Source organism: Novosphingobium sp. Chol11, from assembly GCF_900218065.1.
Classification (GTDB): domain Bacteria; phylum Pseudomonadota; class Alphaproteobacteria; order Sphingomonadales; family Sphingomonadaceae; genus Sphingobium; species Sphingobium agri.
The window spans coordinates 500,027-520,249 of the sequence record NZ_OBMU01000001.1 but is presented as its reverse complement, the minus strand read 5'-3'; the positions used below and the strand labels follow the sequence as shown (position 1 = coordinate 520,249).

The 20,223-nt window shown below is 64.8% G+C and carries 24 protein-coding genes; 7 read left to right on the top strand and 17 right to left on the bottom strand.

What is annotated here, in order from left to right:
* Window positions 1-40 precede the first annotated feature (40 nt).
* Together rph and rdgB are read left to right on the top strand one after the other, a co-directional pair.
* A complete protein-coding gene (gene rph, locus NCHOL11_RS02525) occupies window positions 41-757 on the top strand; it encodes a ribonuclease PH (RefSeq protein ID WP_097090926.1) in 717 nt (238 codons plus the stop codon).
* 96 nt (window positions 758-853) lie between these two features.
* Window positions 854-1,483, top strand: a complete 630-nt coding sequence (gene rdgB, locus NCHOL11_RS02520; RefSeq protein ID WP_097092673.1) for an RdgB/HAM1 family non-canonical purine NTP pyrophosphatase — start codon at window positions 854-856, stop codon at window positions 1,481-1,483.
* Window positions 1,484-1,503: 20 nt separating this feature from the next.
* On the opposite strand, the gene NCHOL11_RS02515 is transcribed toward rdgB, so the two are convergent.
* Window positions 1,504-2,109, bottom strand: a complete 606-nt coding sequence (locus tag NCHOL11_RS02515) for a CAP domain-containing protein (RefSeq protein ID WP_441339484.1) — start codon at window positions 2,107-2,109, stop codon at window positions 1,504-1,506.
* 55 nt (window positions 2,110-2,164) lie between these two features.
* On the opposite strand from NCHOL11_RS02515, the gene hemW reads away from it, so the two are divergent.
* Complete coding sequence (gene hemW / locus NCHOL11_RS02510; RefSeq protein WP_097090925.1) at window positions 2,165-3,340, top strand: radical SAM family heme chaperone HemW; 1,176 nt, start codon at window positions 2,165-2,167, stop codon at window positions 3,338-3,340.
* 194 nt (window positions 3,341-3,534) lie between these two features.
* Here hemW and grxD read toward each other — a convergent pair whose 3' ends face one another.
* The 8 genes from grxD to NCHOL11_RS02475 form a co-directional block, all read right to left on the bottom strand.
* Window positions 3,535-3,867, bottom strand: coding sequence for a Grx4 family monothiol glutaredoxin (gene grxD, locus NCHOL11_RS02505; RefSeq protein ID WP_097090924.1), 333 nt, complete (start codon window positions 3,865-3,867; stop codon window positions 3,535-3,537).
* A 62-nt stretch (window positions 3,868-3,929) separates the two neighbouring features.
* The gene (locus tag NCHOL11_RS02500) at window positions 3,930-4,163 is read right to left on the bottom strand and encodes a BolA/IbaG family iron-sulfur metabolism protein (RefSeq protein WP_097090923.1); all 234 of its coding nucleotides are present in this window, start codon (window positions 4,161-4,163) and stop codon (window positions 3,930-3,932) included.
* Window positions 4,164-4,181: 18 nt separating this feature from the next.
* Window positions 4,182-4,505 (bottom strand): DUF1476 domain-containing protein, encoded by a 324-nt coding sequence (locus tag NCHOL11_RS02495; protein WP_097090922.1) that lies wholly within the window; start codon window positions 4,503-4,505, stop codon window positions 4,182-4,184.
* Window positions 4,506-4,562: 57 nt separating this feature from the next.
* Window positions 4,563-5,156, bottom strand: a complete 594-nt coding sequence (leuD, locus tag NCHOL11_RS02490) for a 3-isopropylmalate dehydratase small subunit (RefSeq protein ID WP_097090921.1) — start codon at window positions 5,154-5,156, stop codon at window positions 4,563-4,565.
* A gap of 109 nt (window positions 5,157-5,265) precedes the next feature.
* Window positions 5,266-6,720 (bottom strand): 3-isopropylmalate dehydratase large subunit, encoded by a 1,455-nt coding sequence (gene leuC, locus NCHOL11_RS02485; protein ID WP_097090920.1) that lies wholly within the window; start codon window positions 6,718-6,720, stop codon window positions 5,266-5,268.
* Between the two features lie 94 nt (window positions 6,721-6,814).
* Window positions 6,815-7,501, bottom strand: coding sequence for a glutathione S-transferase family protein (locus NCHOL11_RS02480; RefSeq protein ID WP_097090919.1), 687 nt, complete (start codon window positions 7,499-7,501; stop codon window positions 6,815-6,817).
* A gap of 128 nt (window positions 7,502-7,629) precedes the next feature.
* Window positions 7,630-7,782, bottom strand: a complete 153-nt coding sequence (locus tag NCHOL11_RS18135) for a hypothetical protein (RefSeq protein WP_176502165.1) — start codon at window positions 7,780-7,782, stop codon at window positions 7,630-7,632.
* Window positions 7,783-7,802: 20 nt separating this feature from the next.
* Window positions 7,803-9,395, bottom strand: a complete 1,593-nt coding sequence (locus NCHOL11_RS02475) for an isocitrate lyase (protein WP_097090918.1) — start codon at window positions 9,393-9,395, stop codon at window positions 7,803-7,805.
* Between the two features lie 141 nt (window positions 9,396-9,536).
* On the opposite strand from NCHOL11_RS02475, the gene NCHOL11_RS02470 reads away from it, so the two are divergent.
* Entirely contained in the window at window positions 9,537-10,937 is a 1,401-nt protein-coding gene (locus NCHOL11_RS02470) for a helix-turn-helix domain-containing protein (protein ID WP_097090917.1), read from the top strand.
* Window positions 10,938-11,073: 136 nt separating this feature from the next.
* Here the strand turns inward: NCHOL11_RS02470 and NCHOL11_RS02465 are convergent, their stop codons facing one another.
* The 3 genes from NCHOL11_RS02465 to NCHOL11_RS02455 are packed head-to-tail and all read right to left on the bottom strand — an operon-like array spanning window position 11,074 to window position 12,709.
* Window positions 11,074-11,481, bottom strand: coding sequence for a hypothetical protein (locus NCHOL11_RS02465; protein WP_097090916.1), 408 nt, complete (start codon window positions 11,479-11,481; stop codon window positions 11,074-11,076).
* Window positions 11,482-11,507: 26 nt separating this feature from the next.
* On the bottom strand, window positions 11,508-11,711 hold the full coding sequence (locus tag NCHOL11_RS02460; RefSeq protein ID WP_097090915.1) for a hypothetical protein: 204 nt from the start codon (window positions 11,709-11,711) through the stop codon (window positions 11,508-11,510).
* Window positions 11,712-11,770: 59 nt separating this feature from the next.
* Complete coding sequence (locus NCHOL11_RS02455) at window positions 11,771-12,709, bottom strand: right-handed parallel beta-helix repeat-containing protein (RefSeq protein ID WP_097090914.1); 939 nt, start codon at window positions 12,707-12,709, stop codon at window positions 11,771-11,773.
* Between the two features lie 216 nt (window positions 12,710-12,925).
* Between NCHOL11_RS02455 and NCHOL11_RS02450 the strand changes: the two genes are divergently transcribed.
* Both NCHOL11_RS02450 and NCHOL11_RS02445 read left to right on the top strand, forming a co-directional pair.
* Entirely contained in the window at window positions 12,926-14,377 is a 1,452-nt protein-coding gene (locus NCHOL11_RS02450) for an ABC transporter substrate-binding protein (protein WP_255254685.1), read from the top strand.
* A gap of 31 nt (window positions 14,378-14,408) precedes the next feature.
* Window positions 14,409-14,831, top strand: a complete 423-nt coding sequence (locus tag NCHOL11_RS02445; RefSeq protein ID WP_097090912.1) for a DUF4112 domain-containing protein — start codon at window positions 14,409-14,411, stop codon at window positions 14,829-14,831.
* Window positions 14,832-14,837: 6 nt separating this feature from the next.
* Here NCHOL11_RS02445 and NCHOL11_RS02440 read toward each other — a convergent pair whose 3' ends face one another.
* From NCHOL11_RS02440 to NCHOL11_RS02420, 5 genes are all read right to left on the bottom strand, one after another.
* A complete protein-coding gene (locus NCHOL11_RS02440) occupies window positions 14,838-15,635 on the bottom strand; it encodes a ribonuclease T2 family protein (RefSeq protein ID WP_097090911.1) in 798 nt (265 codons plus the stop codon).
* Window positions 15,628-16,476, bottom strand: coding sequence for a carboxylating nicotinate-nucleotide diphosphorylase (gene nadC / locus NCHOL11_RS02435; RefSeq protein ID WP_097090910.1), 849 nt, complete (start codon window positions 16,474-16,476; stop codon window positions 15,628-15,630). The genes NCHOL11_RS02440 and nadC overlap by 8 nt, the downstream gene beginning before the upstream one ends.
* Before the next feature lie 132 nt (window positions 16,477-16,608).
* Entirely contained in the window at window positions 16,609-17,595 is a 987-nt protein-coding gene (gene nadA / locus NCHOL11_RS02430; protein WP_097090909.1) for a quinolinate synthase NadA, read from the bottom strand.
* Between the two features lie 36 nt (window positions 17,596-17,631).
* Window positions 17,632-18,351, bottom strand: a complete 720-nt coding sequence (locus NCHOL11_RS02425; RefSeq protein WP_097090908.1) for a DUF4230 domain-containing protein — start codon at window positions 18,349-18,351, stop codon at window positions 17,632-17,634.
* Window positions 18,336-19,214: an MBL fold metallo-hydrolase gene (locus NCHOL11_RS02420; protein WP_097090907.1), complete on the bottom strand. Its 879-nt coding sequence runs from the start codon at window positions 19,212-19,214 to the stop codon at window positions 18,336-18,338. Before NCHOL11_RS02420 ends, NCHOL11_RS02425 begins: the two co-directional genes overlap by 16 nt.
* A gap of 91 nt (window positions 19,215-19,305) precedes the next feature.
* Here NCHOL11_RS02420 and NCHOL11_RS02415 point away from each other — a divergent pair, with 91 nt between their 5' ends.
* On the top strand, window positions 19,306-20,202 hold the full coding sequence (locus NCHOL11_RS02415; protein WP_097090906.1) for a tyrosine recombinase XerC: 897 nt from the start codon (window positions 19,306-19,308) through the stop codon (window positions 20,200-20,202).
* Window positions 20,203-20,223 lie beyond the last annotated feature (21 nt).

The following is a 20,223-nucleotide window of genomic DNA, read 5'->3' as shown; positions in this document are numbered from 1 at the left end:
CTAAGCCCCTCGCCGACTGAACCCTTCGGAGAAAAATATCATGCGTCCTTCCGGCCGCGCGCCAGACCAGATGCGCGCCATCACCATGGAGCCTGGCTTCACCATCCATGCCGAGGGCAGCTGCCTCGTCAGCTTCGGCGACACGCGGGTGCTCTGCACCGCTTCGGTGGAAGAGAAGGTGCCGCCTTTCCTGCGGGGCAAGGGTTCGGGCTGGGTGACGGCAGAATATGGCATGCTGCCCCGCGCCACGCACACGCGCGGCAGCCGTGAAGCGGCGAAGGGCAAGCAGTCTGGCCGCACGCAGGAGATTCAGCGGCTGATCGGCCGGTCGCTGCGCACCGTGGTCGACCTCAAGAAGCTGGGCGAGCGGCAGATCGTCGTGGATTGCGACGTCATCCAGGCCGATGGCGGCACCCGCACCGCCGCCATTTCCGGCAGCTGGGTCGCGCTGCGCATCGCCATCGACAAGCTGCTGGCGTCTGGCGCACTGACGGAAGACCCGATCATTCAGAAGGTCGCCGCGATCAGCTGCGGCATCTATGAAGGCACGCCGGTGCTCGACCTCGACTATGCCGAGGACAGCAATGCCGAAACGGACGCGAACCTGATCCTGACCGGCGACGGCAAATTTGCCGAAGTGCAGGCGACCGCCGAGGGCGCGGCCTATGATGAGGAAGAGCTGCTGCGCCTGCTGCGCCTCGCACGGATCGGCTGCGCGCAGATTTTCGCCGCGCAGGACAAGGCGACGGGACGATAAGGTCTTTCACCCGTTCGCTTCGGGTGTTTCGAGAAATGCTATCTATGCACTGCGCGCTTCTCGACTATGCTCGGAGCGAACGGGGAGAATGACTTGATGAGCGACGATTTCGGACAGGAACAGGCGATCCGCAAGCTGGGGCCGGGCAAGCTGGTGATCGCCAGTCACAACCCCGGCAAAGTGCGGGAGATCGGCGATCTGCTGGCGCCGTTCGGGATCGAAACGGTGTCGGCGGGGGAGCTGGACCTGCCCGAGCCCGACGAAACGGGCACGACCTTTATCGCCAACGCGGAACTGAAGGCGCTTCAGGCAGCGGACCTGTCGGGACTGCCCGCTCTGGCTGATGACAGCGGGTTATGCGTCGAAGCGTTGAATGGCGATCCGGGCATCTTTTCCGCGCGTTGGGGCGGTGAGACGAAGGACTTTGGCATCGCGATGCAGCGCGTTTGGCAGGCGATCGAAGCCAAGGGGCCCGATGCCGGGCACGGCGCGCACTTCATCTGTGCGCTGGCGCTCGCCTGGCCCGATGGGCATGTCGAAGCGTTCGAAGGGCGCGTGGACGGCATCATCAGCTGGCCGCCGCGCGGCGACAAGGGATTCGGCTATGACCCGATCTTCCAGCCGCTAGGCCACACGATCAGCTTTGGCGAGATGGACCCGCAGAAAAAACATGCGATGAGCCATCGCGCCGATGCCTTCGCGCAGCTCGTCGCGGCGGTTTTCTGAAGCATCGTCCGGCGTGGGCGTTATTCGCCTACGCCCGCAAATTGCGCGCCACGCGGATTCTCCTCCAGGTCCAGCGGCCCCTTGCCGAAACTGTTGCCTGCCGGAAAATAGCGGCAGACGAGATAGTCGTAATTCGGCCCCTCGGCGACGGCGCACCCAAGCTTGCGCGTGCCGCGCCAGATCATCTGCGTATAATGGCCGACATCCTCCCATCGGCCTGACATGCTGATATCCGGCAGCTTGCCAGCAGCGCGAAGCAGCCGCTTTTCCTCGATAAACGCTCCGATCATGACGCCGTAGCCATAAAGACGGCGCGGCCCCATCCAGAGATTCTCGCCGCTAGGGATGGCGCGAGACGCTCGTGGAGAATGCTGGAACCGGTTGGTGACGGCCATCTCCGTAGCATAGCGGGCGGCATCCTGCGCAAGCGCATTGTCCCAGGCGAGCGGCGCAAGGCCGAGCGATGCACGCTCTTCATTATGCATGCCAAGCACGACCTCGCGCAGGAGCATGTCCCCGCGCTTCGCTTCTTCCATGCCATAATAAGCGGCGGGCATGACCCTCTCAACCGGCGCGGCCCGGCCGGAAGGGGACGCCACCGCAGGAGCGGCAATCCCCACGCTCATCATCACCGCCATTGCTGGCCGTGCAGCACAAAGCCGTCTAAGAACTCCCCCACTCATGTCCCTGCCCCTTATCGATTCTACGGCCCGCGCGCCTGAACCCATGGCCCTATATGTGCATTGGCCATTTTGCGTTTCGAAATGTCCCTACTGCGATTTTAACAGCCATGTTCGGGCCGAGATCGACAATGATGCCTGGCGCGCCGCGCTGCTGGACGATCTTGCCCATGAAGCGGAGTTGATTGGCGGACGGCCGCTGTCCTCGATCTTTTTCGGCGGAGGCACGCCATCGTTGATGCCGCCCCAAATCGTGTCGAGCATCATCGACGCTGCGGCCAGCCATTGGCAACCGACGCCGGACATGGAGATCACGCTGGAAGCCAACCCCAGTTCAGTGGAGGCAGCGCGCTTCGCGGACCTGGCCAGCGCTGGCGTCAACCGTGTGTCGCTGGGCGTGCAAGCGCTGGATGATCAGGCGCTGCATTTCCTCGGCCGCGCCCATGATGTCCGCGAAGCGCTGGCGGCACTGGATGTGGCGCAGTCGGTATTCGGCCGGGTGAATCTGGACCTCATCTATGCCCGGCCGGACCAAAGCGAGGCAGACTGGGAAGCGGAGTTGAAGCGCGCTCTCACCTTCGGCACCGATCATATGTCGCTTTATCAGCTGACGATCGAGCCCGGCACGCGGTTCGCGACATTGGTGGCGCAGGGCAAGCTGACGCCCGCTGATCCAGATCATGCCGCCACTCTCTACGAACAGACGCAGGCAATGACGGCGGCGGCTGGACTGCCCGCCTATGAGATCAGCAACCATGCCAAGCCGGGTCAGGAAAGCCGCCATAATCTGACCTATTGGCGTTACGACACTTATGCGGGGGTCGGTCCCGGCGCGCATGGACGGCGCGGGGGCATGGCGACGCTCAGGCACAAAAAACCGGAAAACTGGATGGGCGCAGTACAGCGAAACGGCCACGGGCTTCAAAGCGAGGACATGCTGACGCCCGAAGATCGCGGGCGTGAGGCACTGCTGATGGGATTGCGGCTGGCCGAAGGCGTCGACCTTGAACGTATATCGGCACTGTCGGCCCTGCCGGTCGAGCAGTTGATTGATGAGGCGGCGGTGGCGCGGCTTGCGCAGCACAGTCTGATCGAGCGGCAGGGTCAGCATTTGAGGATCACGCCAGCGGCCATGCTGCTGCTGGACGCAATCCTGCCGGAAATAGTGAAAGTTTAGGGCAGCATGTTTCTATTCCGGGTCCTCAACCCGCTCGCGCTGAGCTTGTCGAAGCCCGTCTGAGCGCCTGCTGCAAGTGTCAGTCGAAAGAGCTCTCGTCTTGCTAAAAAGTAGCGATGCCCTTCGACAGGCTCAGGGCGAACGGCCCCGAGCGTTTCCGATCCCAAGCTTGAAGCTCTGAACGACACTCCTGATCAGTTAGCTGCAGCGACCCCTTGGTCGGCCATGAGCTGCTGAAGCTCTCCAGCCTCGTACATTTCCATCATGATGTCGCTGCCGCCGACAAATTCGCCCTTCACATAAAGCTGCGGGATCGTCGGCCAATCCGAAAATGCCTTGATGCCCTGCCGCACCAGCTGGTCCTGCAGTACGTCGACCGATTCATAGGCAACGCCCAGATGATCGAGGATGGCAATTGCACGGCTGGAAAAACCACATTGGGGGAACAACGGCGTGCCCTTCATGAAGAGAACCACATCGTTGCTGTTCACAATATCGGCGATCCGTTGATGCACGGCGTCGGTCATGGGTTGGTCCAGTCCTGTCGGGCGCCGCAATCACCGGCGGCGCGCATGATAAATGATAGCGGTTAGTTGGGAACGGCAGTGGTCAGTTGCAAGGCGTGGAGCACCCCGCCCATGCGGCCGCCAAGCGCGGCATAGACGGCGCGCTGCTGCGCGACCCGGCTCATGCCGCGAAAGCTTTCGGCCACGACTCGCGCCGCGTAATGATCGCCATCACCGGCAAGGTCGGTGATTTCGACCTCAGCGTCCGGAATGGCCGCCCGGATCATATCCGCAATGTCTTCGGCAGCCATCGGCATGGCAAGCGTCCGTTCTGCTTACTGGGCTTCGATGAAGTGGCGGCGCGCGATCACCTGCTGCTCTTCCAGAGCAGAGCGAACGCCCGCCTCGTCAATGTCGAGACCAGCCTGCGTCATGTCGCCGACCAGCTTGCGGATGACATCCTCGTCACCTGCTTCCTCGAAATCGGCCTGGACCACGGCCTTGGCATAGGCGTCGGTTTCTTCCGGCGTCAGGCCCATCTTGGCTGCGGCCCATTCGCCGAGCAGCCGGTTCCGCCGCGCCTGGATGCGGAACTGCATCTCCTGGTCACGAGCGTACATATTTTCAAAGGCCTTTTCGCGATCATCGAAAGTGGTCATGCCTATGCCTTGTAAAAAGAAGCTGAAGTCTCAATCCAGATAGGAAAGTCGGGCCGCTTACGCAACGGCGGGAACAAGCCAGGGCCGTGCCCCCGCGTCCTTCGCCTCGAACTGGCTGATCGTGTCGGCCTGTCCCAGCGTCAATCCGATCTCGTCCAACCCGCCGAGCAGGCAGTGCTTGCGGAATGGATCGATCTCGAACTGAAAGCGGTCCTGGAACTGGGTCGTCACGGTCTGATGTTCCAGATCGACGTGGATAGGGTCGGTCTTCGCGACCTCCATCAGCCGGTCGATCGCTTCCTGGGGCAGGACGACCGTCAGAATGCCGTTCTTGAAGGCGTTGCCCGAAAAAATGTCGGAGAAGCTGGGCGCGATCACGACCTTGATGCCAAGGTCGGCAAGCGCCCAGGCGGCATGTTCGCGGCTGGAGCCACAGCCGAAATTGTCGCCAGCGATCAGGATCGGACTGCCCGCATATTCCGGGTCGTCGAAGACGTTACCCGGTTCCTTGCGCAGCACCTCGAACGCGCCCTTCCCCAGGCCCGCACGCGAAATGGTCTTCAGCCAATGCGCCGGGATGACGATGTCGGTATCGACATTCTTCATCCCGAACGGATAGGCCCTGCCCTCGACGATATTCAGCTTGTCCATCAATGCGCCCGCTTGGTCTCCAGGGAGCGGCTGTCTTCCGCCCGCCCGAGGGTCGCCGCCATGGCGGCACTGGCCAGCGCGCCAAGCGCCAGCACCCAGAATACCTTCTTCATGCGACCACCTCTCCCTGCTTTTCTTTCAGTAGTTCCCGGACGTCGGTCAAATGGCCGGTGATGGCCGCCGCCGCCGCCATTTCAGGCGAAACGAGATGCGTCCGCGATCCCGGACCCTGACGGCCCATGAAGTTGCGGTTGCTGGTGGATGCGCAGCGTTCTCCGGCAGGAACCTTGTCCGGATTCATGCCCAGGCACGCCGAGCAACCCGGCTCGCGCCATTCAAAGCCCGCCTCGGTGAAGACGCGGTCCAGCCCTTCGGCTTCCGCCTGCTGCTTGACGAGGCCGGAGCCGGGAACGACCAGCGCCTGCTTGATGCGTTCCGCGATATGGCGGCCCTTGAGCAGAGCGGCAGCTGCGCGGAGATCCTCGATCCGGCTGTTGGTGCAACTGCCGATGAAGATATGCTCGACCGTCACATCTTCCATCCGCTGCCCGGCAGTCAGGCCCATATAATCGAGGGACTTTTGCGCGGCGGCGCGCTTGGACGCGTCGGCGAAGCTTTCCGGATCGGGAACCACGCCCGTCACCGGCACGACGTCCTCGGGGCTGGTTCCCCAGGTGACGTTGGGCACGATATCAGCGGCATCGATGACCACCGTCTTGTCAAACTGCGCGCCTTCGTCGGTGGCCAGCGTCTTCCAATAAGCGACGGCGGCATCCCAATCGGCGCCCTTGGGGGCCATCGGGCGATCCTTCAGGTAAGCGAAAGTCTTTTCGTCCGGCGCGAAGAGACCGGAGCGCGCGCCCGCCTCGATCGACATGTTGGCAACCGTCAGCCGCCCTTCGATCGACATGTCGCGGAAGACGGAGCCACGATATTCCATGACATAGCCGGTGCCGCCTGCCGTGCCGATCCGGCCACAGATGGCCAGCGCCACATCCTTGGGCGTTACGCCGAAGCCCAGTTCCCCCTCGACCACGACTTCCATCGTCTTCGATTGCTTCAGCAGCAGCGTCTGCGTGGCGAGCACATGCTCGACCTCCGACGTGCCGATGCCAAAGGCCAGCGCGCCCAGCGCACCGTGCGAGCTTGTATGGCTGTCGCCGCAGACCAGCGTCGTGCCCGGCAGGGTGAAGCCCTGCTCCGGCCCCACGACATGGACGATCCCCTGTTCCCGGTCAGCGTCGCCGATCAGGCGGACGCCGAACTCCGGCGCGTTCCGTTCCAGCGCGGCGAGCTGCTGCGCGCTTTCTGGATCGGCGATGGGAATGCGGTTGCCCTGCGCATCGCGGCGCGGCGTCGTGGGCAGATTGTGATCCGGCACCGCCAGCGTCAGGTCCGGGCGGCGCACCGGGCGGCCAGCCATGCGCAGACCTTCAAAAGCCTGCGGACTCGTCACCTCATGAACAAGGTGGCGGTCGATATAGATGAGGCAGGTTCCATCGGGACGGCGTTCAACGACATGAGCGTCCCAGATCTTTTCGTACAACGTGCGAGGATTGACCATGATATTTTCCCCCTAGACCCAGAGCGGGCGCGGCGAAAGGGGGCACGGACCAATATTTGCTGTTTCCCGGCCATGGCCTGCTTTGCGTCGGCAGTCAGGACGCACGATGATCCTCGATGATCCGGCCAGCGGCACCCACTTCCGCCTCATGGCCTTCCTCCCGCCAGGTCTCGGCTAGTGCGGCGGCTTCCCATTCGCGCATGGCGGGATGATTCAACATATGATCGACCCACCCGCGCGCCACAGGCCCGACATCAAGACCATAGGTCCGCACCCGGAACACGACCGGCGCGTAAAAGGCGTCGACCGCGCTGAACTCCGGGCCTGCGAGGAACGGCCCGCCGAAGCGCTTCAGCCCCTCCCCCCACAGTTCCGACAGCCGGGCTATGTCGCGGTTGAGGTGGGGCGAGGGCATGTCCATTTCCACGCGCACGCCCACATTCATCGGACATTCGTTGCGCAGCGTCGCAAAGCCGCTGTGCATTTCCGCGACGGCACATTGGGCGAAAGCGCGGGCAGCCTCACCCTGCGGCCAGACAGCCGGATGGCGATCGGCAAGATAGAGGGTGATGCCAAGCGAATCCCACAAGGTTCGCTCCCCGTCGATCAGCACGGGCACCTGTCCGGTGGGAGAGAAGGAGCGGAAGGCGGCATAGTTGGTGCTGTGCGCGAACGGCTCGATCCGATCATCGAACGGAATGGCGAGCGCCTTCATCAACACCCATGGACGCAGCGACCAGCTGGAATAATTCCGGTTCGCGGTGACGAGCGTATAGGGCATGGGGGCTCTCCCATCGGTTCAGACGCCTTCAGGATAAGCGTCTGCCAGTTTGGGCGAAAGCGCAAAGTCGGCAAAAGCCCGCCGCCGAGAGCCGTCGGCGGCGGGGCCCCTGTCACCGGCAAGGGCAATTAGCGCAAGCGGCCGAGCCGGTGATAGAGGTTCGCGAACTTCACCGAATCCGGCGTGTCCTTCACCTTCTGAAGATATTCCGCCACCGCGGTCCTCAGCAGCGAGAAATCCTCGGTCGAGAAAACCGCGCGGGATCTTGCAGGTTCAGTCATCTTCTTCCTCCTTTCCTAATTTAGGCAGCAAACTGGTTCATCGTGTTGTGCGCGCCGCCAGCCTTCAGCGCCGCCTCGCCAGCGAAATATTCCTTGTGATCGTCGCCGATGTCGCTGCCCGCCATATTCTGGTGCTTCACGCAGGCAATGCCTTCGCGGATTTCGCGGCGCTGGACGCCCTCGACATAGCCGAGCATCCCGGCCTCGCCGAAATAGTCCCGCGCCAGATTGTCGGTCGACAATGCAGCCGTGTGATAGGTCGGCAGCGTGATGAGGTGATGGAAGATGCCCGCCCGCGCCGCGGCGTCCTTCTGAAAGGTGCGGATCTTTTCATCAGCCTCGCGGCCAAGGTCGGTGGCGTCGTAATCCGCGCTCATCAACCGGGCGCGATCATAGGCGGACACATCCCTGCCCTCGGCCTGCCAGCGGTCGAACACCTGGCATCGGAAGTTCAGCGTCCAGTTGAAGCTGGGCGAATTGTTGTAGACCAGCTTGGCATTGGGAATGACCTCGCGGATGCGATCGACCATGGCGGCGATCTGCTCGACATGCGGCTTCTCGGTTTCGATCCACAGCAGGTCCGCGCCGTTCTGAAGCGAGGTGATGCAGTCCAGCACGACTCGATCCTCGCCGGTGCCGGAGCGGAACTGGAAGAGGTTGGAGGCGAGACGCTTGGGGCGCAGCAGCTTGCCGTCGCGGGCGATGACGACATCGCCGCGCAGGGTGGACGGGTCGGCGACCTCCTCGACATCAAGGAAGCTGTTATACTGGTCACCCAGGTCGCCGGGCTCGCGGCTGAAGGCGATCTGCTTGGTGAGGCCCGCGCCGAGCGAATCGGTACGGGCGACGATGATGCCGTCATCGACCCCCAATTCGAGGAACGCGTAGCGGCAGGCGCGGATCTTCGCGAGGAAGTCCTCGTGCGGAACCGTGACCTTGCCGTCCTGATGGCCGCACTGCTTTTCGTCCGAAACCTGATTCTCGATCTGGAGCGCGCAGGCCCCGGCCTCGATCATCTTCTTGGCGAGCAGATAGGTGGCCTCGGCATTGCCGAATCCGGCGTCGATGTCGGCAATGATCGGGACGATGTGAGTTTCGTGATTGTCGATCGCCGTGGTGAGGCGATGGACCTCAACCTCGTTGCCCGCCTCGCGCGCCTTGTCGAGGTCGCGGAACAGCATGCCAAGTTCGCGGGCGTCGGCCTGGCGCAGGAAGGTGTAGAGTTCCGCGATCAGCGCGGGAACGCTGGTCTTTTCGTGCATCGACTGGTCCGGGAGCGGGCCGAATTCGGAACGCAGCGCCGCGACCATCCAGCCCGACAGGTAGAGATATTTGCCCTTGGTTGTGCCGAAATGCTTTTTGATGCTGATCATCTTCTGCTGGCCGATGAAGCCGTGCCAGCAGCCTAGCGACTGGGTGTAGTTAGCGGGATCGGCATCATAGGCGGCCATGTCGCGGCGCATGATGGCGGCGGTGTGGCGGGCGATGTCGAGGCCGGTGGGGAAACGGTTCTGGAGGCGCATGCGGGCGACCGAGTCGGCGGCGATGCCGTTCCAGTTGGGTTCGTCGCTCAGGAGCGATGAGGCGCGGGTGATCTGTTGGGCGTAGGTCATGGAAATCCCCTGAATGAAGTAGCGAGTTGAACGCGTTTTGGGGGAAGGCGGGCCGGGCCGGGAGGGGTCGTGCGGTTCAGTTGTCGATCTTTACAAACTTCTTCTGTATAGTTGTAAGGTCTGCACAGGAGCCCCGCATTCATGGCCAAGGATCGTCCCGTCTATATGGGCCCGCGCTTGCGGCGGCTGCGGCGGGAGCTGGGGCTGACGCAGTCGGACATGGCGGCGGACCTCGAGATATCCGCATCCTATGTCGCGCTGCTGGAGCGCAACCAGCGGCCCCTGACCGCCGATATGCTGCTGCGGCTGGCGCGTACCTACCGGATGGACATGAGCGAACTGGCGGGAGACGGCGGCGCGGAGCAGACGGCCCGGCTGCAGGCGGTGCTGAAGGACCCGATGTTCGCGGACATCGACCTGCCCGCGCTCGCCATGCAGGATGTCGCGATCAACTATCCGGGGTTCAGCGAAGCGCTGCTGCGGCTGCATACCGCCTATCGGGAAGAGCAGCTGGCACTGGCGGACCGGAGCAGCGATCGCACGCAAGCAGCGGAGCAGGCCCCCGATCCTTCGGCCGATGCCCGCCGGTTCCTGGGCGCGCGGCGCAACAGCTTCCCGCCGCTCGACGATGCGGGCGAACGGCTGGCAGCGGATATCGAGCAGGCAGGCGGCACGGCAGCATGGCTCAAGAGCAAACATGGCCTGCGCATCCGCCGCCTGCCGCCTGACGTGATGGCGGGATCGATGCGCAGGCTGGACCGGCATCGCGACGCTGTGCTGGTCAATGACGCGCTGGACGGACCAAGCACCGCGTTCCAGCTGGCGCTGCAGATCGCCTATCTGGAAATGCGCGGCGAAATGGAAATGCTGCTGAAGGACGGGCAGTTTTCCAGCGCGAGCGGGCGGCAACTCGCGCGCCAGGGCATCGCCAATTATGGCGCGGCGGCCATCCTGATGCCCTATGGCACCTTCGCCAAGGCAGTGGAGGCACGACGCTACGATGTCGAGGCGCTGGCCCGGCAGTTCGGGACAAGCTTTGAACAGACCGCCCACCGGCTGACCACCCTGCAGAAGCCGGGGCAGGAACGGGTGCCCTTCTTCTTCCTGCGCGTCGACAAGGCGGGCAATATCAGCAAGCGGCTGGACGGCGCGGGCTTTCCCTTTGCCCGCCATGGCGGGTCATGCCCGCTCTGGTCGATCCATCATGTGTTCGAACGCCCGGACGAAGTGGTGACGCAATGGCTGGAACTGCCCGATGGGCAGCGTTTCTTTTCGATTGCGCGCAGGGTAACTGCTGGCGGTGGCGGCTGGGGCGCGCCGCGGGTCGAGCGGGCGATTGCGCTCGCCTGCGCCGCGGACCATGCCCATCGGCTGATCTACACGCAGGGGATGGGGCCGTCCGAGCCGACGCCCATCGGGCTCACATGCCGCCTGTGCCACCGGAACCAGTGCATGGCGCGGTCAGCGCCGCCGATCGGCCGTGAAATGCTGCCGGAGGATTTCCGCCGTGGTTATGCGCCGTTCGGCTTCGCGGATGGGTGAATATCAGCCTTTAAGCGTCGCTCCCGGACTTGATCCGGGTTCGACTGTCTCGCAGCGTCCAGAAAAAGCGAGATCCCGGATCAAGTCCGGGGTGACGATCACAACATGGTCGCGCACTGAGGCGCTGATGATCGCCTCAGCCAACCGCACGGGTCGGCGACGCCACCGCTTCGGCAGGTGTCGCGAGCCAGTCGAGGGCTTCCTGTTCGGTTGCGAAATAGCCGTAGCTGGTGATGACATTCTCCAACCGTTTGGTCTGCATGCGCAGCAGCATCGAAGGCGAGACGACCGCGATCCGGCCCGTTTCTGAATCCTTGTTAGAATAAGCGAGGCGGCCCAGCGCCTCGCTGACTTCCGCCGAGTGGATTTCCGTGCGGCTGTTGACGAGGGTATCACACAGGGGATCAGCGGTGCGCACGACGTCGGCTATAGCGCGGCCGAACTGATCGACGACATCCAGATTCCAGAATCCCGAAGTGGAGATAAGCAGGAGGTTGCGATCGCTGTCATAGCGGACTTCGAAAAAGCCATCCAACTTGCGCATCTATCCCTCCTACTTCGAAGGGCTCGTCAGTCCCCCCGCAAATCCAACCAGGCAACCACATCATTGTCGGTGGCGATGAAAAGCCCGTCCTGAATCTCTTCGGGCTGTTGCTGCGCGATATGCACGGCTTCGCTTAACGGGCCGTAAAAAAGCGTCGTGGCGGCGCCGCCTTCTTCGCTGTCGCTCAAATGATAGAGGCGGACGGTGGCGGAATCATAGGTCGTGCGCATGCCGCATTATCGGTTCTGGCCTGGCCGCGCGCAAGATGGCCGGTCAACAGAGCGCCCAGTCAGCGGCGATCCGTGACCTTGATGCCGCCCGCCAACCGATTCGCACCGATCTTCACCGGGTCGGCAGTGAAGTTGGCGACGAAGCTGCTGCCGCGTTGCAGCCCCGGCACGAAAGACGCGCTGTTGCCCGCGATCGACAGGCCGCTGCTGTCATGTTCGCGCCCTTCGGGTGCGACGGTGATGAAGGCGCTGTGATTGTCCTTGTCCCGGCCCTGCACCATTTCATTGCCGCTGATCTCTCCGCTCGCGCCGTTGGAGAGGTCGATCATATAGTTGGTGAGATGGCCATGGCTGTCGTCGAAACTGTTGCCGGTGATGGTGACGCGCGCCGTGCGGGTTTTCAGATAATGGCCGCCATCGCCCTGGTCGAAGCGCGAGCGCGTGACCTTCAGGCTGCCATAACGGCCGATATAGATGCCATGGGCGCAATCCAGATCACGGTCGCACCGGCCAAGATGGCGGAAGGTGGATTTGTCGATGGTGACGCTGTTGCCCGGCGCATCGCCGCTCAATATGCCCTGTTCGCTGTTGCGGAACAGGCTGTTGGTGACGGTGAGGTTGCCGCTTTCCAGCCGGATGCCCGCGCCATTGCCGTCGGGCACGCGCAGGTTCTGGAAGATGATGCCGTCGACGCTGCTTGACCGGCCACGCAGCACCAGCGCCGCTTTGCCCTCGCATGGCACGCCGTCGAGAATGACGCTGCCCGGCGTCTGGGCGCGGAAGGCGACGTCGCCGCCCTGCTGCACCGCGCATTGGGCATAGGTGCCGGGCGCGATCAGGATCGTGCCCTTGCCATTGCCGATCGCCGCCACCGCATCCTTGAGCGCGCTGTAGCCCCGCCCGCTCTCCGCCACGGTAAAGGGCGTCGGCATCCCTTGCGCCAGGGCAGCGGCGCCAGCGGCGGCGGAAACGAGCAGGATCGTGGACAGGATACGCATATCCAAAGACATAGGCGCGGCAGGCAGAGCGGCCAATGCGGAGTCGTGGTTAACAAAATCCTGTTCCGGGACAGGTGAGATAAGCGCCGATCCTCCCACCCCGGCGGGAACGGCGCGCGCCCGAGCCGCTTTAATGCATGTACATGCTTCAACTTCACCGCCATTGACCCTAAGCCAGTCATACGAATGACCGTGGCTGCTCCCCTGCTTCGATCCATGGCTGTCCTTCTGGGCACGGCCGCGATGATCGCGGGCTGCTCACAGGAGGCGAGCGGGCCCGTGACGGTGAGCGTGATCGGATCGCCCGCCGATTTTTCCAAGCCGCTCGAAAACCTGCCGGACCCCGGCGCGAAGCTGATGCTGGAGGCGACGGCGCAGGGACTGGTGGCCTTCGACGCGAGCGGCGAGATCTTGCCCGCGCTTGCCCAGCGGTGGATCGTCGAGGAGGATGGGCGAAGCTATATCTTTCGCCTGCGCCGTGCCGAATGGCCCGATGGGTCGAAGGTGACGGCGGGCGATGTCGCCCGGCTGCTGACCGCCCGGATCGATGCGTTGCGGCGGCTTGACCCCGATGGGCCGCTGGATGCGGTGGAGGCGGTCGTGCCGATGACCGGCGAGGTGATCGAAATCCGCCTGTCCCAGCCTCGGCCCTATTTGTTGCAGATGCTGGCGCAGCCGCAGATGGGCCTGTTGTCGCGCCAGGGCGGCACTGGCCCCTACCGGCGCGAAAAATGGGGCAAGGCGCTGATCCTGACGCCGGTCGACAGGGCAAGCAACGGCGAAGAGGGCGAGGAGGCGAAGGCGGCGGGCTGGGAAACGCGTATCCTGCGCGCGGAACGGGCGGCGCTGGCGATCATCCGCTTCCGTGAAGGCAGGGCAGAGGCGGTGCTGGGCGGGCGCTTCGCCGACCTTCCGCTGCTGGTGCCCGCAGGCGTGGACCGCGATGCCGTGCGGGTCGATCCGGTGCAGGGGCTGCTGGGCTTCGCGGTGACGGGCAAGGGCAAGCTGCTCGACGATGACGGCGTGCGGCGGGCGATCAACATGGCGATCGACCGCAGCCAGTTGCCGATCCTCTTCCCCTTGGGAGGGTGGGCGATCACCGAGCAGATCGTCCCCGCGCAGATGGACCTGCCCCGCATGCCGACGGCGCCGGATTGGCCGGGGCTGTCGCTGGATGACCGGCGCGCGGCGGCAAGCGCCGCCATCCGCCGCTGGCGCAGCGACAATGGCGATCCGCCGCCGCTGCGCGTGGCATTGCCCGAAGGACCGGGCGCAACCAGCCTGTTCGCGCTCATTCGCCATGATCTGGGGCTGATCGGCCTTGATGCCGAGCGGGTGGGGATGAAGGCGGACGCCGACCTGCGCTTGATCGATGAGGTCGCCGCCTATGACAGCGTTCTCTGGTATCTCGGCCGGGTGGGCTGCGCGCGGAAGGTGCATTGCTCGCAAGAGGCCCATGCGCAGTTGCAGGCGGCAAGTCTCGCGACCAGCGCCGCAGAGCGGATGGCGCGGGTGGCGCAGGCCGAGGCGCTGATGCAGGCGCATAACGGCTACATCGCGCTGGGCGCGCCTGTCCGCTGGTCGCTGGTCACGCGGCGGCTGACCGGTTTCATGCCATCGCCCCGTGCGCGGCATCCATTGAACCATCTGTTCCGCGGCACCAATTAGGCCGTGAGCCCAAGGACGAGGAGGATCAGCCATGGCGTTATCGCAGGATCAGTTCGACCGGATGGTGCGTGACATGCCGGGCTTTGGCCGCGATCCCGCGTCCGTGCGGCGGCGGATCGAGGCGATGGAAGCGATGCTGGAGGGGATGTTCGTCATCCCCGGCACGAACCGGCGCGTGGGGCTGGATAGCCTGGTCGGCCTGATCCCGGTGGTCGGCGACATCGCTACTGCGGCCATGGGTGCCTGGATCGTGTGGGAAGCGCGCAACCTCGGCATGCCGAAATGGCAGCTGACGCGGATGGCGGCCAATGTCGGGTTCGACACGCTGGTGGGCGCGATCCCCTTTGCGGGCGATGTGTTCGACTTTCTGTTCAAGTCCAACACCAAGAACCTGCGGATCATCCGCAAGCATCTGGACAAGCATCATCCTTCGACGGTGACGATCGACGCCTAGGCGGCGTTAGTCGGAGGGGATTTGCGCGTTGGGATCCAGGTCCAGCTTGAGCGCCGGGCGGCGGGCAGGTGCGGCGCGGGCCTTGGGCGGCAGGATGTTGGGGCCGGGCCGAATGCGCAGCTTGGCCGCTTCGGGCGCGCCGCGCTGGCTGGCGGGGCAGCGGGCATAATCCATCGCGCGGTCCATGCAGAGCGAGACTTCGCTCAGCCAGCCGCCGCGCGCGGTCTTCACCCGGATCATGCCAGGCGACAGCCCCTTGTTCGCGCGGGCGAACGCGGCGGTGAACTGCTTGACGGTGAGTGTGTCGCGCCGGGCCAGTTGAGCCATGTCGGGATAGCGGATGCCCTCGTACAAGGCGCGGGCGAGGTTGAAATAGAGCTCCGGCCGCGTCGTCATGCAGCTGCCATGCTTGGCCCATTCATGCTGGAGCAGCTGGGCAGACGGCGTGGCGCAGAGATTCTGGCGGATGACTTGCCGAGGCAAAAGATCGGCGGCGCGGCAATATTGCGGCCAGTCGCGCCCGCTGCCTTCGGGCCGGAGGCCGTGCAGGACGAAGCCGAACTTGCCGTTGCGCCCGCTGCACTGGAACGCGCTGTCGCCGCCCCGCACCGTCGCGCAATATTGCGGGGACCAGCTGAGCGCGAGGGTGTAGCCAGCGATTGGGAGCAGGCGGCGCGGCTCATTGGACGGTGGCAGTTCGATGCGCGGGCGGGGAACTTGCTGCGGGATCGAACAATAAGCCGCCTGCGCCAGCGCGGGGGCTGGCGCGGCGAGCAGGAGCAGGGCCAGCAGCCCTTTACGCAAAGGCGAAGTCCAGGCCGATGTCGGCGGCGGGGGCGGACTGAGTCAGGCGGCCGACGCTGATATAGGTGACGCCGGTTTCCGCCTTGGCGCGGATGGTCTGGAGCGTGACGCCGCCCGACGCTTCGGTCGGCACGCGGCCTCCTACCAGCGTGACCGCGCCGCGCAGGGTGGGCGCGTCCATATTGTCGAGCAGCAAATGCGTGGCCCCGGCGGCGAGCGCGGGTTCGATCTGGTCGACGCGGTCGACTTCGACGATTATGCGCTCGATCCCCGCGGCGGCGGCGCGGCGGACGGCTTCCTCGACCGATCCTGCGACCGCGACATGATTGTCCTTGATCATCGCCGCGTCCCACAGGCCCATGCGGTGATTGGTCGCGCCCCCCTGCCGCGTCGCATATTTTTCCAGCACGCGCAGGCCGGGGATGGTCTTGCGCGTGTCGAGCAGGGTCGCGCCGGTGCCCATGATCGCATCGACATAGGCGCGGGTCATGGTGGCGACGCCGGTCAGGTGCTGGACGGTGTTGAGGGCGGAACGCTCCGCCGTCAGCATGGCGCGCGCCTTGCCCCGGATGCGCATGATGTCGGTGCCCGCCGCAACGCGATCGCCGTCCTGGCGGAGCAGCTCGATCTCCACCTCCGGGTCGGCCGCACGGAAGAAGGCGGCAGCAATAGGTAGCCCCGCCAGCGTGACAGCGTCGCGGCTGTCCATCACCCCTTCGAAGATCGCATCGGCGGGAATGACGGCCTCGCTCGTGACGTCGCGGCCGTCAGGGCCGAGATCCTCGGCGAGAGTGGAGGCGATGAAGGCGTCGAGATCGAAGCCGGGCAAGGTGAAGGTCATGGAAATCCCCTTAGGGTCCAGATGAAATTTTGACCCCGTTCGCCCTGAGCCTGTCGAAGGGCTCTCCCTCCCTGCCAGGAAAGGGGCTTCGACAGGCTCAGCCAGAACGGATTATTGTTCGGTAACAGAAATTCAGCGGTTGCCCACGTCGCCCTTGCCCACCGTGCCGCTGGCCAGTTCCAGCATCCGGTCGAGGCTCTTCTTGGCGGCGAGGCGCAGGCCTTCCTCCATCTCGATGCGCGGCTGGAGGTCGCGCAGCGCGAGGTAGAGCTTTTCCATCGTGTTGAGCGCCATATAGGGGCAGACGTTGCAGTTGCAGTTGCCGTCCGCACCGGGCGCGCCGATGAAATTCTTTTCCGGCACCGCCTTGCGCATCTGGTGGATGATGTGCGGTTCGGTGGCGACGATCAGCGTGTCGCCGGTCATCGTCTTGGCATATTGCAGGATGCCGCTGGTCGAACCGACATAATCGGCATGGTCGACGATATAGGGCGGGCATTCCGGATGCGCGGCGATCGGCGCGTCGGGATGCTGGGCCTTGAGCTTGAGCAGTTCCGTCTCGCTGAACGCCTCATGGACGATGCAGACACCCGGCCACAGCAGCATGTCGCGGTTGAACTTGCGCTTCAGATAACCGCCCAGATGCTTGTCGGGACCGAAGATGATCTTCTGGTCGCGCGGGATCTGGGACAGGATGGTTTCGGCGGACGAGCTGGTGACGATGATGTCGGACAGCGCCTTCACCTCGGCCGAGCAGTTGATGTAGCTCAAGGCGATATGGTCAGGATGCGCCTCGCGAAACGCCTTGAACTGGGCGGGCGGGCAGCTGTCCTCAAGGGAGCAGCCGGCGTCCATGTCGGGCAGGACGACGATCTTTTCCGGGCTCAATATCTTCGCGGTTTCGGCCATGAAGCGCACGCCGCAAAAGGCGATGACATCGGCGTCGGTTTCCGCCGCCTTGCGCGATAGCTCAAGGGAGTCGCCGACAAAGTCGGACAGGTCCTGAATTTCCGGCTTCTGGTAGTAGTGGCCGAGGATGACGGCGTTGCGTTCCTTGCGCAGCCGGTCGATCTCCGCGCGCAGGTCAGTCCCCTGCGGAATTCCAGTGATGGCGTTCATGTCCCTAACTCCTCACGGGCCTTGCCCTGCGCGCCCCTAGCGGGCGGCGCGGCGGTTGGCCAGTACCTCATTGATCGGCGTCGTAACGTCCCATTGGTCGCGATTGTCACCAGCGCGCTCCGCCGGGAAGGTGACGATCACCCGCGCGCCACCCTGCCCGGCCGCTTCCAGTGGCGCCGCCATCAGCTTTGCGAGCGCGGCGCGGCCATATTCCCGGGCGCGCGCCATGCGGGCGGGAGAGCGCGCCTCCTGCTCGGCCCGGCCCTGCGCATGGGCGGACACACGGCGGCTCAATTCCTCGCCCGCTTGCCGGGTGACGAACAGGCCGCTGGTGCGCACCAGCGTCCTTGCCGCTTCATCGACATTGGGCTTGGCGGGCTTCACGTCCGGCGCATTGACGATCAGCGTGCGGCTGTCGGCATTCCATTCCAGATCGTCCGCGCCGATGCGGCTGACGTCGATGAAATAGTCCACGGAAAAGGGCATCTTCACGACCTGATCCGACTTCAGCAAGCCAAAGCCGCGCACGTCGCGCGCCGTGCTCTGGATCGTGCCGGACATTTCGGACACCTTGAGGCTCGACGCGCCCGCAAAGCGGTCCGCTATGATCTTCGTGACGGCCGACCCATCATCCTCGACGCTGACCACATAATCGCGGTCATAGCTGCGCAAGCCGAGCAGCAGCGCGCCGCCGATCATCAGGACCAGCAGGGCGGCAAGGATGGGCGTCCCAAGCCTGTTCAGCGCAACCGCCATCGGCCATCCTCCGCCGCAGCGGCGATGCCGCGCCCGTCGAGGTCGATCAGATGGGCAAGGACCGATCGTCCCGCCGCCGAATAGAGGCGCGGATCGACGCCCTTGTACATCTCCGCCACCATGGCGGGGATCTGTGACGCGCCGTTGCGCTCAAGGAAACGGACGATCTGGCCTTCGCGCTGCTTTCGATGGCCCATCATGCCGCGCACCAGCCGCTGCGGGTTCTGCACCGGTTCGCCATGGGCGGGGTAGTAGATCGCATCCTGCCGGTCGAGCAGGCGCTGCATCGACCGCATATAGTCGGCCATGTCGCCGTCCGGCGGCGAGATGACGCTGGTCGACCAGCCCATCACATGATCGCCGGTGAACAGCGCATTTTCCTCCAGCAGCGCGAAACAGAGATGGTTGGAGGTGTGGCCGGGCGTCGCCAGCGCTTCGAGCGTCCAGCCTTCCCCCGCCACCTGTTCGCCGTCGCCAAGGATGCGGTCCGGACTATAGGTCGGGTCGAACGCGGCGTCGGCTCGCGGGCCGTCATCGTCGAGAACGAGCGGCGCGCAGCCGATCACAGGCGCCCCGGTCTGCGCCGAAAGCGGCGCGGCGGCGGGGCTGTGGTCGCGATGGGTGTGGGTGCAGAGGATCGCCCGGACGGGCCGGTCGCCGATGGCGGCAAGTAAGGCGCTCAGGTGCGCTTCATCCTCCGGCCCCGGATCGATGACGGCGAGGTCGGTCGTGCCGATCAGATAGGTCTGCGTGCCCGTATAGGTGAAGGGCGACGGATTGGGCGCGAGGACGCGGCCGATGCGCGGCGCAATCTGCAGCAGCGTGCCGGTGGGCATGTCGGCCATGTCAGGAGCGGTTGCCATGCGCCTCATGTGCCCATCTGGCGCGGATTTTCAAGGTCCGGTGCATGGTAAGGGATTCCGTTCGGGCAAGTCATGGCCTAGAATTCAGGTCATGAGCGCGGGCAGTGACATGGTTGAAGGATGGCGTCGGCATCTGGCGCTGGACCGGCGGCGCTCCACGCATACGGTGCGCGCCTATATGGCAACGGCGGAGCGGCTGATCGCGTTCCTGGAAGAACATCGCGGCGAGGCGGCGACGGCGGCCCTGTTGCAGAGCGTCGAGCAGGCCGATCTGCGCGCCTTCCTGACGGCGCGGCGGATGGACGGCATCGGCAATGTGTCGGCGGCGCGGGAATTGTCGGCGGTGCGCGGCTTCCTGAAGTTCATCGGCGGCGAGGATGCGCGGGTGCCTGTGCTGAAAGGCCCGAAGGTGAAGCGCGGCCTGCCACGACCGATTTCGCCTGACGAGGCGGTGGCGCTGGCGCAGGATATCGCCGAGACCGCGCGTGAGGGGTGGATCGGCGCGCGCGATTGGGCGGTGCTGCTGCTGCTATACGGCGCGGGGCTGCGCATTGGCGAAGCCATGGGGCTGATGGGCGATGTCCTGCCGCTTGGCGATACGCTGCGGGTGACGGGCAAGCGCGGCAAGAGCCGACAAGTGCCGCTGCTGCCCCAGGTGCGGGCGGCGATCGAGGCTTATGTGGCGGCCTGTCCCTATCCGGCTGGCCGTGGCGAGCCCCTGTTCCGTGGCGCGCGCGGCGGGCCGTTGTCGGCGGCCTTGATCCGGCGGGCGGTGCAGGGCGCGCGGGGGCGGCTGGGGCTGTCGGACCGGACGACGCCGCATGCGCTGCGGCACAGTTTCGCGACGCATTTGCTTGGGCGCGGGGCGGACTTGCGGTCACTCCAGGAACTGCTGGGGCATGCGAGCCTGTCCTCGACGCAAATCTATACGCAGGTGGATGCGGCGCATTTGCTGGATGTGTATCGGAATGCGCATCCCCGGGCTTGAGGGGGCGGGCGGACACATATT

Excerpts from the sequence above, each read along its gene's own strand:
- NCHOL11_RS02515 (WP_441339484.1), bottom strand. The coding sequence starts at position 2,109 with ATGAGCGTGGGGATTGCCGCTCCTGCGGTGGCGTCCCCTTCCGGCCGG.
- rph (WP_097090926.1), top strand. The coding sequence starts at position 41 with ATGCGTCCTTCCGGCCGCGCGCCAGACCAGATGCGCGCCATCACCATG.
- NCHOL11_RS02455 (WP_097090914.1), bottom strand. The coding sequence starts at position 12,709 with ATGCGTATCCTGTCCACGATCCTGCTCGTTTCCGCCGCCGCTGGCGCC.
- NCHOL11_RS02495 (WP_097090922.1), bottom strand. The coding sequence starts at position 4,505 with ATGACCACTTTCGATGATCGCGAAAAGGCCTTTGAAAATATGTACGCT.
- NCHOL11_RS02465 (WP_097090916.1), bottom strand. The coding sequence starts at position 11,481 with ATGCGCAAGTTGGATGGCTTTTTCGAAGTCCGCTATGACAGCGATCGC.
- hemW (WP_097090925.1), top strand. The coding sequence starts at position 2,165 with ATGTCCCTGCCCCTTATCGATTCTACGGCCCGCGCGCCTGAACCCATG.
- NCHOL11_RS02480 (WP_097090919.1), bottom strand. The coding sequence starts at position 7,501 with ATGCCCTATACGCTCGTCACCGCGAACCGGAATTATTCCAGCTGGTCG.
- rdgB (WP_097092673.1), top strand. The coding sequence starts at position 854 with ATGAGCGACGATTTCGGACAGGAACAGGCGATCCGCAAGCTGGGGCCG.
- NCHOL11_RS02460 (WP_097090915.1), bottom strand. The coding sequence starts at position 11,711 with ATGCGCACGACCTATGATTCCGCCACCGTCCGCCTCTATCATTTGAGC.
- NCHOL11_RS02425 (WP_097090908.1), bottom strand. The coding sequence starts at position 18,351 with ATGGCGGTTGCGCTGAACAGGCTTGGGACGCCCATCCTTGCCGCCCTG.
- NCHOL11_RS02420 (WP_097090907.1), bottom strand. The coding sequence starts at position 19,214 with ATGGCAACCGCTCCTGACATGGCCGACATGCCCACCGGCACGCTGCTG.
- NCHOL11_RS18135 (WP_176502165.1), bottom strand. The coding sequence starts at position 7,782 with ATGACTGAACCTGCAAGATCCCGCGCGGTTTTCTCGACCGAGGATTTC.
- NCHOL11_RS02475 (WP_097090918.1), bottom strand. The coding sequence starts at position 9,395 with ATGACCTACGCCCAACAGATCACCCGCGCCTCATCGCTCCTGAGCGAC.
- leuD (WP_097090921.1), bottom strand. The coding sequence starts at position 5,156 with ATGGACAAGCTGAATATCGTCGAGGGCAGGGCCTATCCGTTCGGGATG.
- NCHOL11_RS02415 (WP_097090906.1), top strand. The coding sequence starts at position 19,306 with ATGAGCGCGGGCAGTGACATGGTTGAAGGATGGCGTCGGCATCTGGCG.
- nadC (WP_097090910.1), bottom strand. The coding sequence starts at position 16,476 with ATGACCTTCACCTTGCCCGGCTTCGATCTCGACGCCTTCATCGCCTCC.
- NCHOL11_RS02470 (WP_097090917.1), top strand. The coding sequence starts at position 9,537 with ATGGCCAAGGATCGTCCCGTCTATATGGGCCCGCGCTTGCGGCGGCTG.
- grxD (WP_097090924.1), bottom strand. The coding sequence starts at position 3,867 with ATGACCGACGCCGTGCATCAACGGATCGCCGATATTGTGAACAGCAAC.
- NCHOL11_RS02450 (WP_255254685.1), top strand. The coding sequence starts at position 12,926 with ATGGCTGTCCTTCTGGGCACGGCCGCGATGATCGCGGGCTGCTCACAG.
- nadA (WP_097090909.1), bottom strand. The coding sequence starts at position 17,595 with ATGAACGCCATCACTGGAATTCCGCAGGGGACTGACCTGCGCGCGGAG.
- NCHOL11_RS02500 (WP_097090923.1), bottom strand. The coding sequence starts at position 4,163 with ATGCCGATGGCTGCCGAAGACATTGCGGATATGATCCGGGCGGCCATT.
- NCHOL11_RS02445 (WP_097090912.1), top strand. The coding sequence starts at position 14,409 with ATGGCGTTATCGCAGGATCAGTTCGACCGGATGGTGCGTGACATGCCG.
- leuC (WP_097090920.1), bottom strand. The coding sequence starts at position 6,720 with ATGGTCAATCCTCGCACGTTGTACGAAAAGATCTGGGACGCTCATGTC.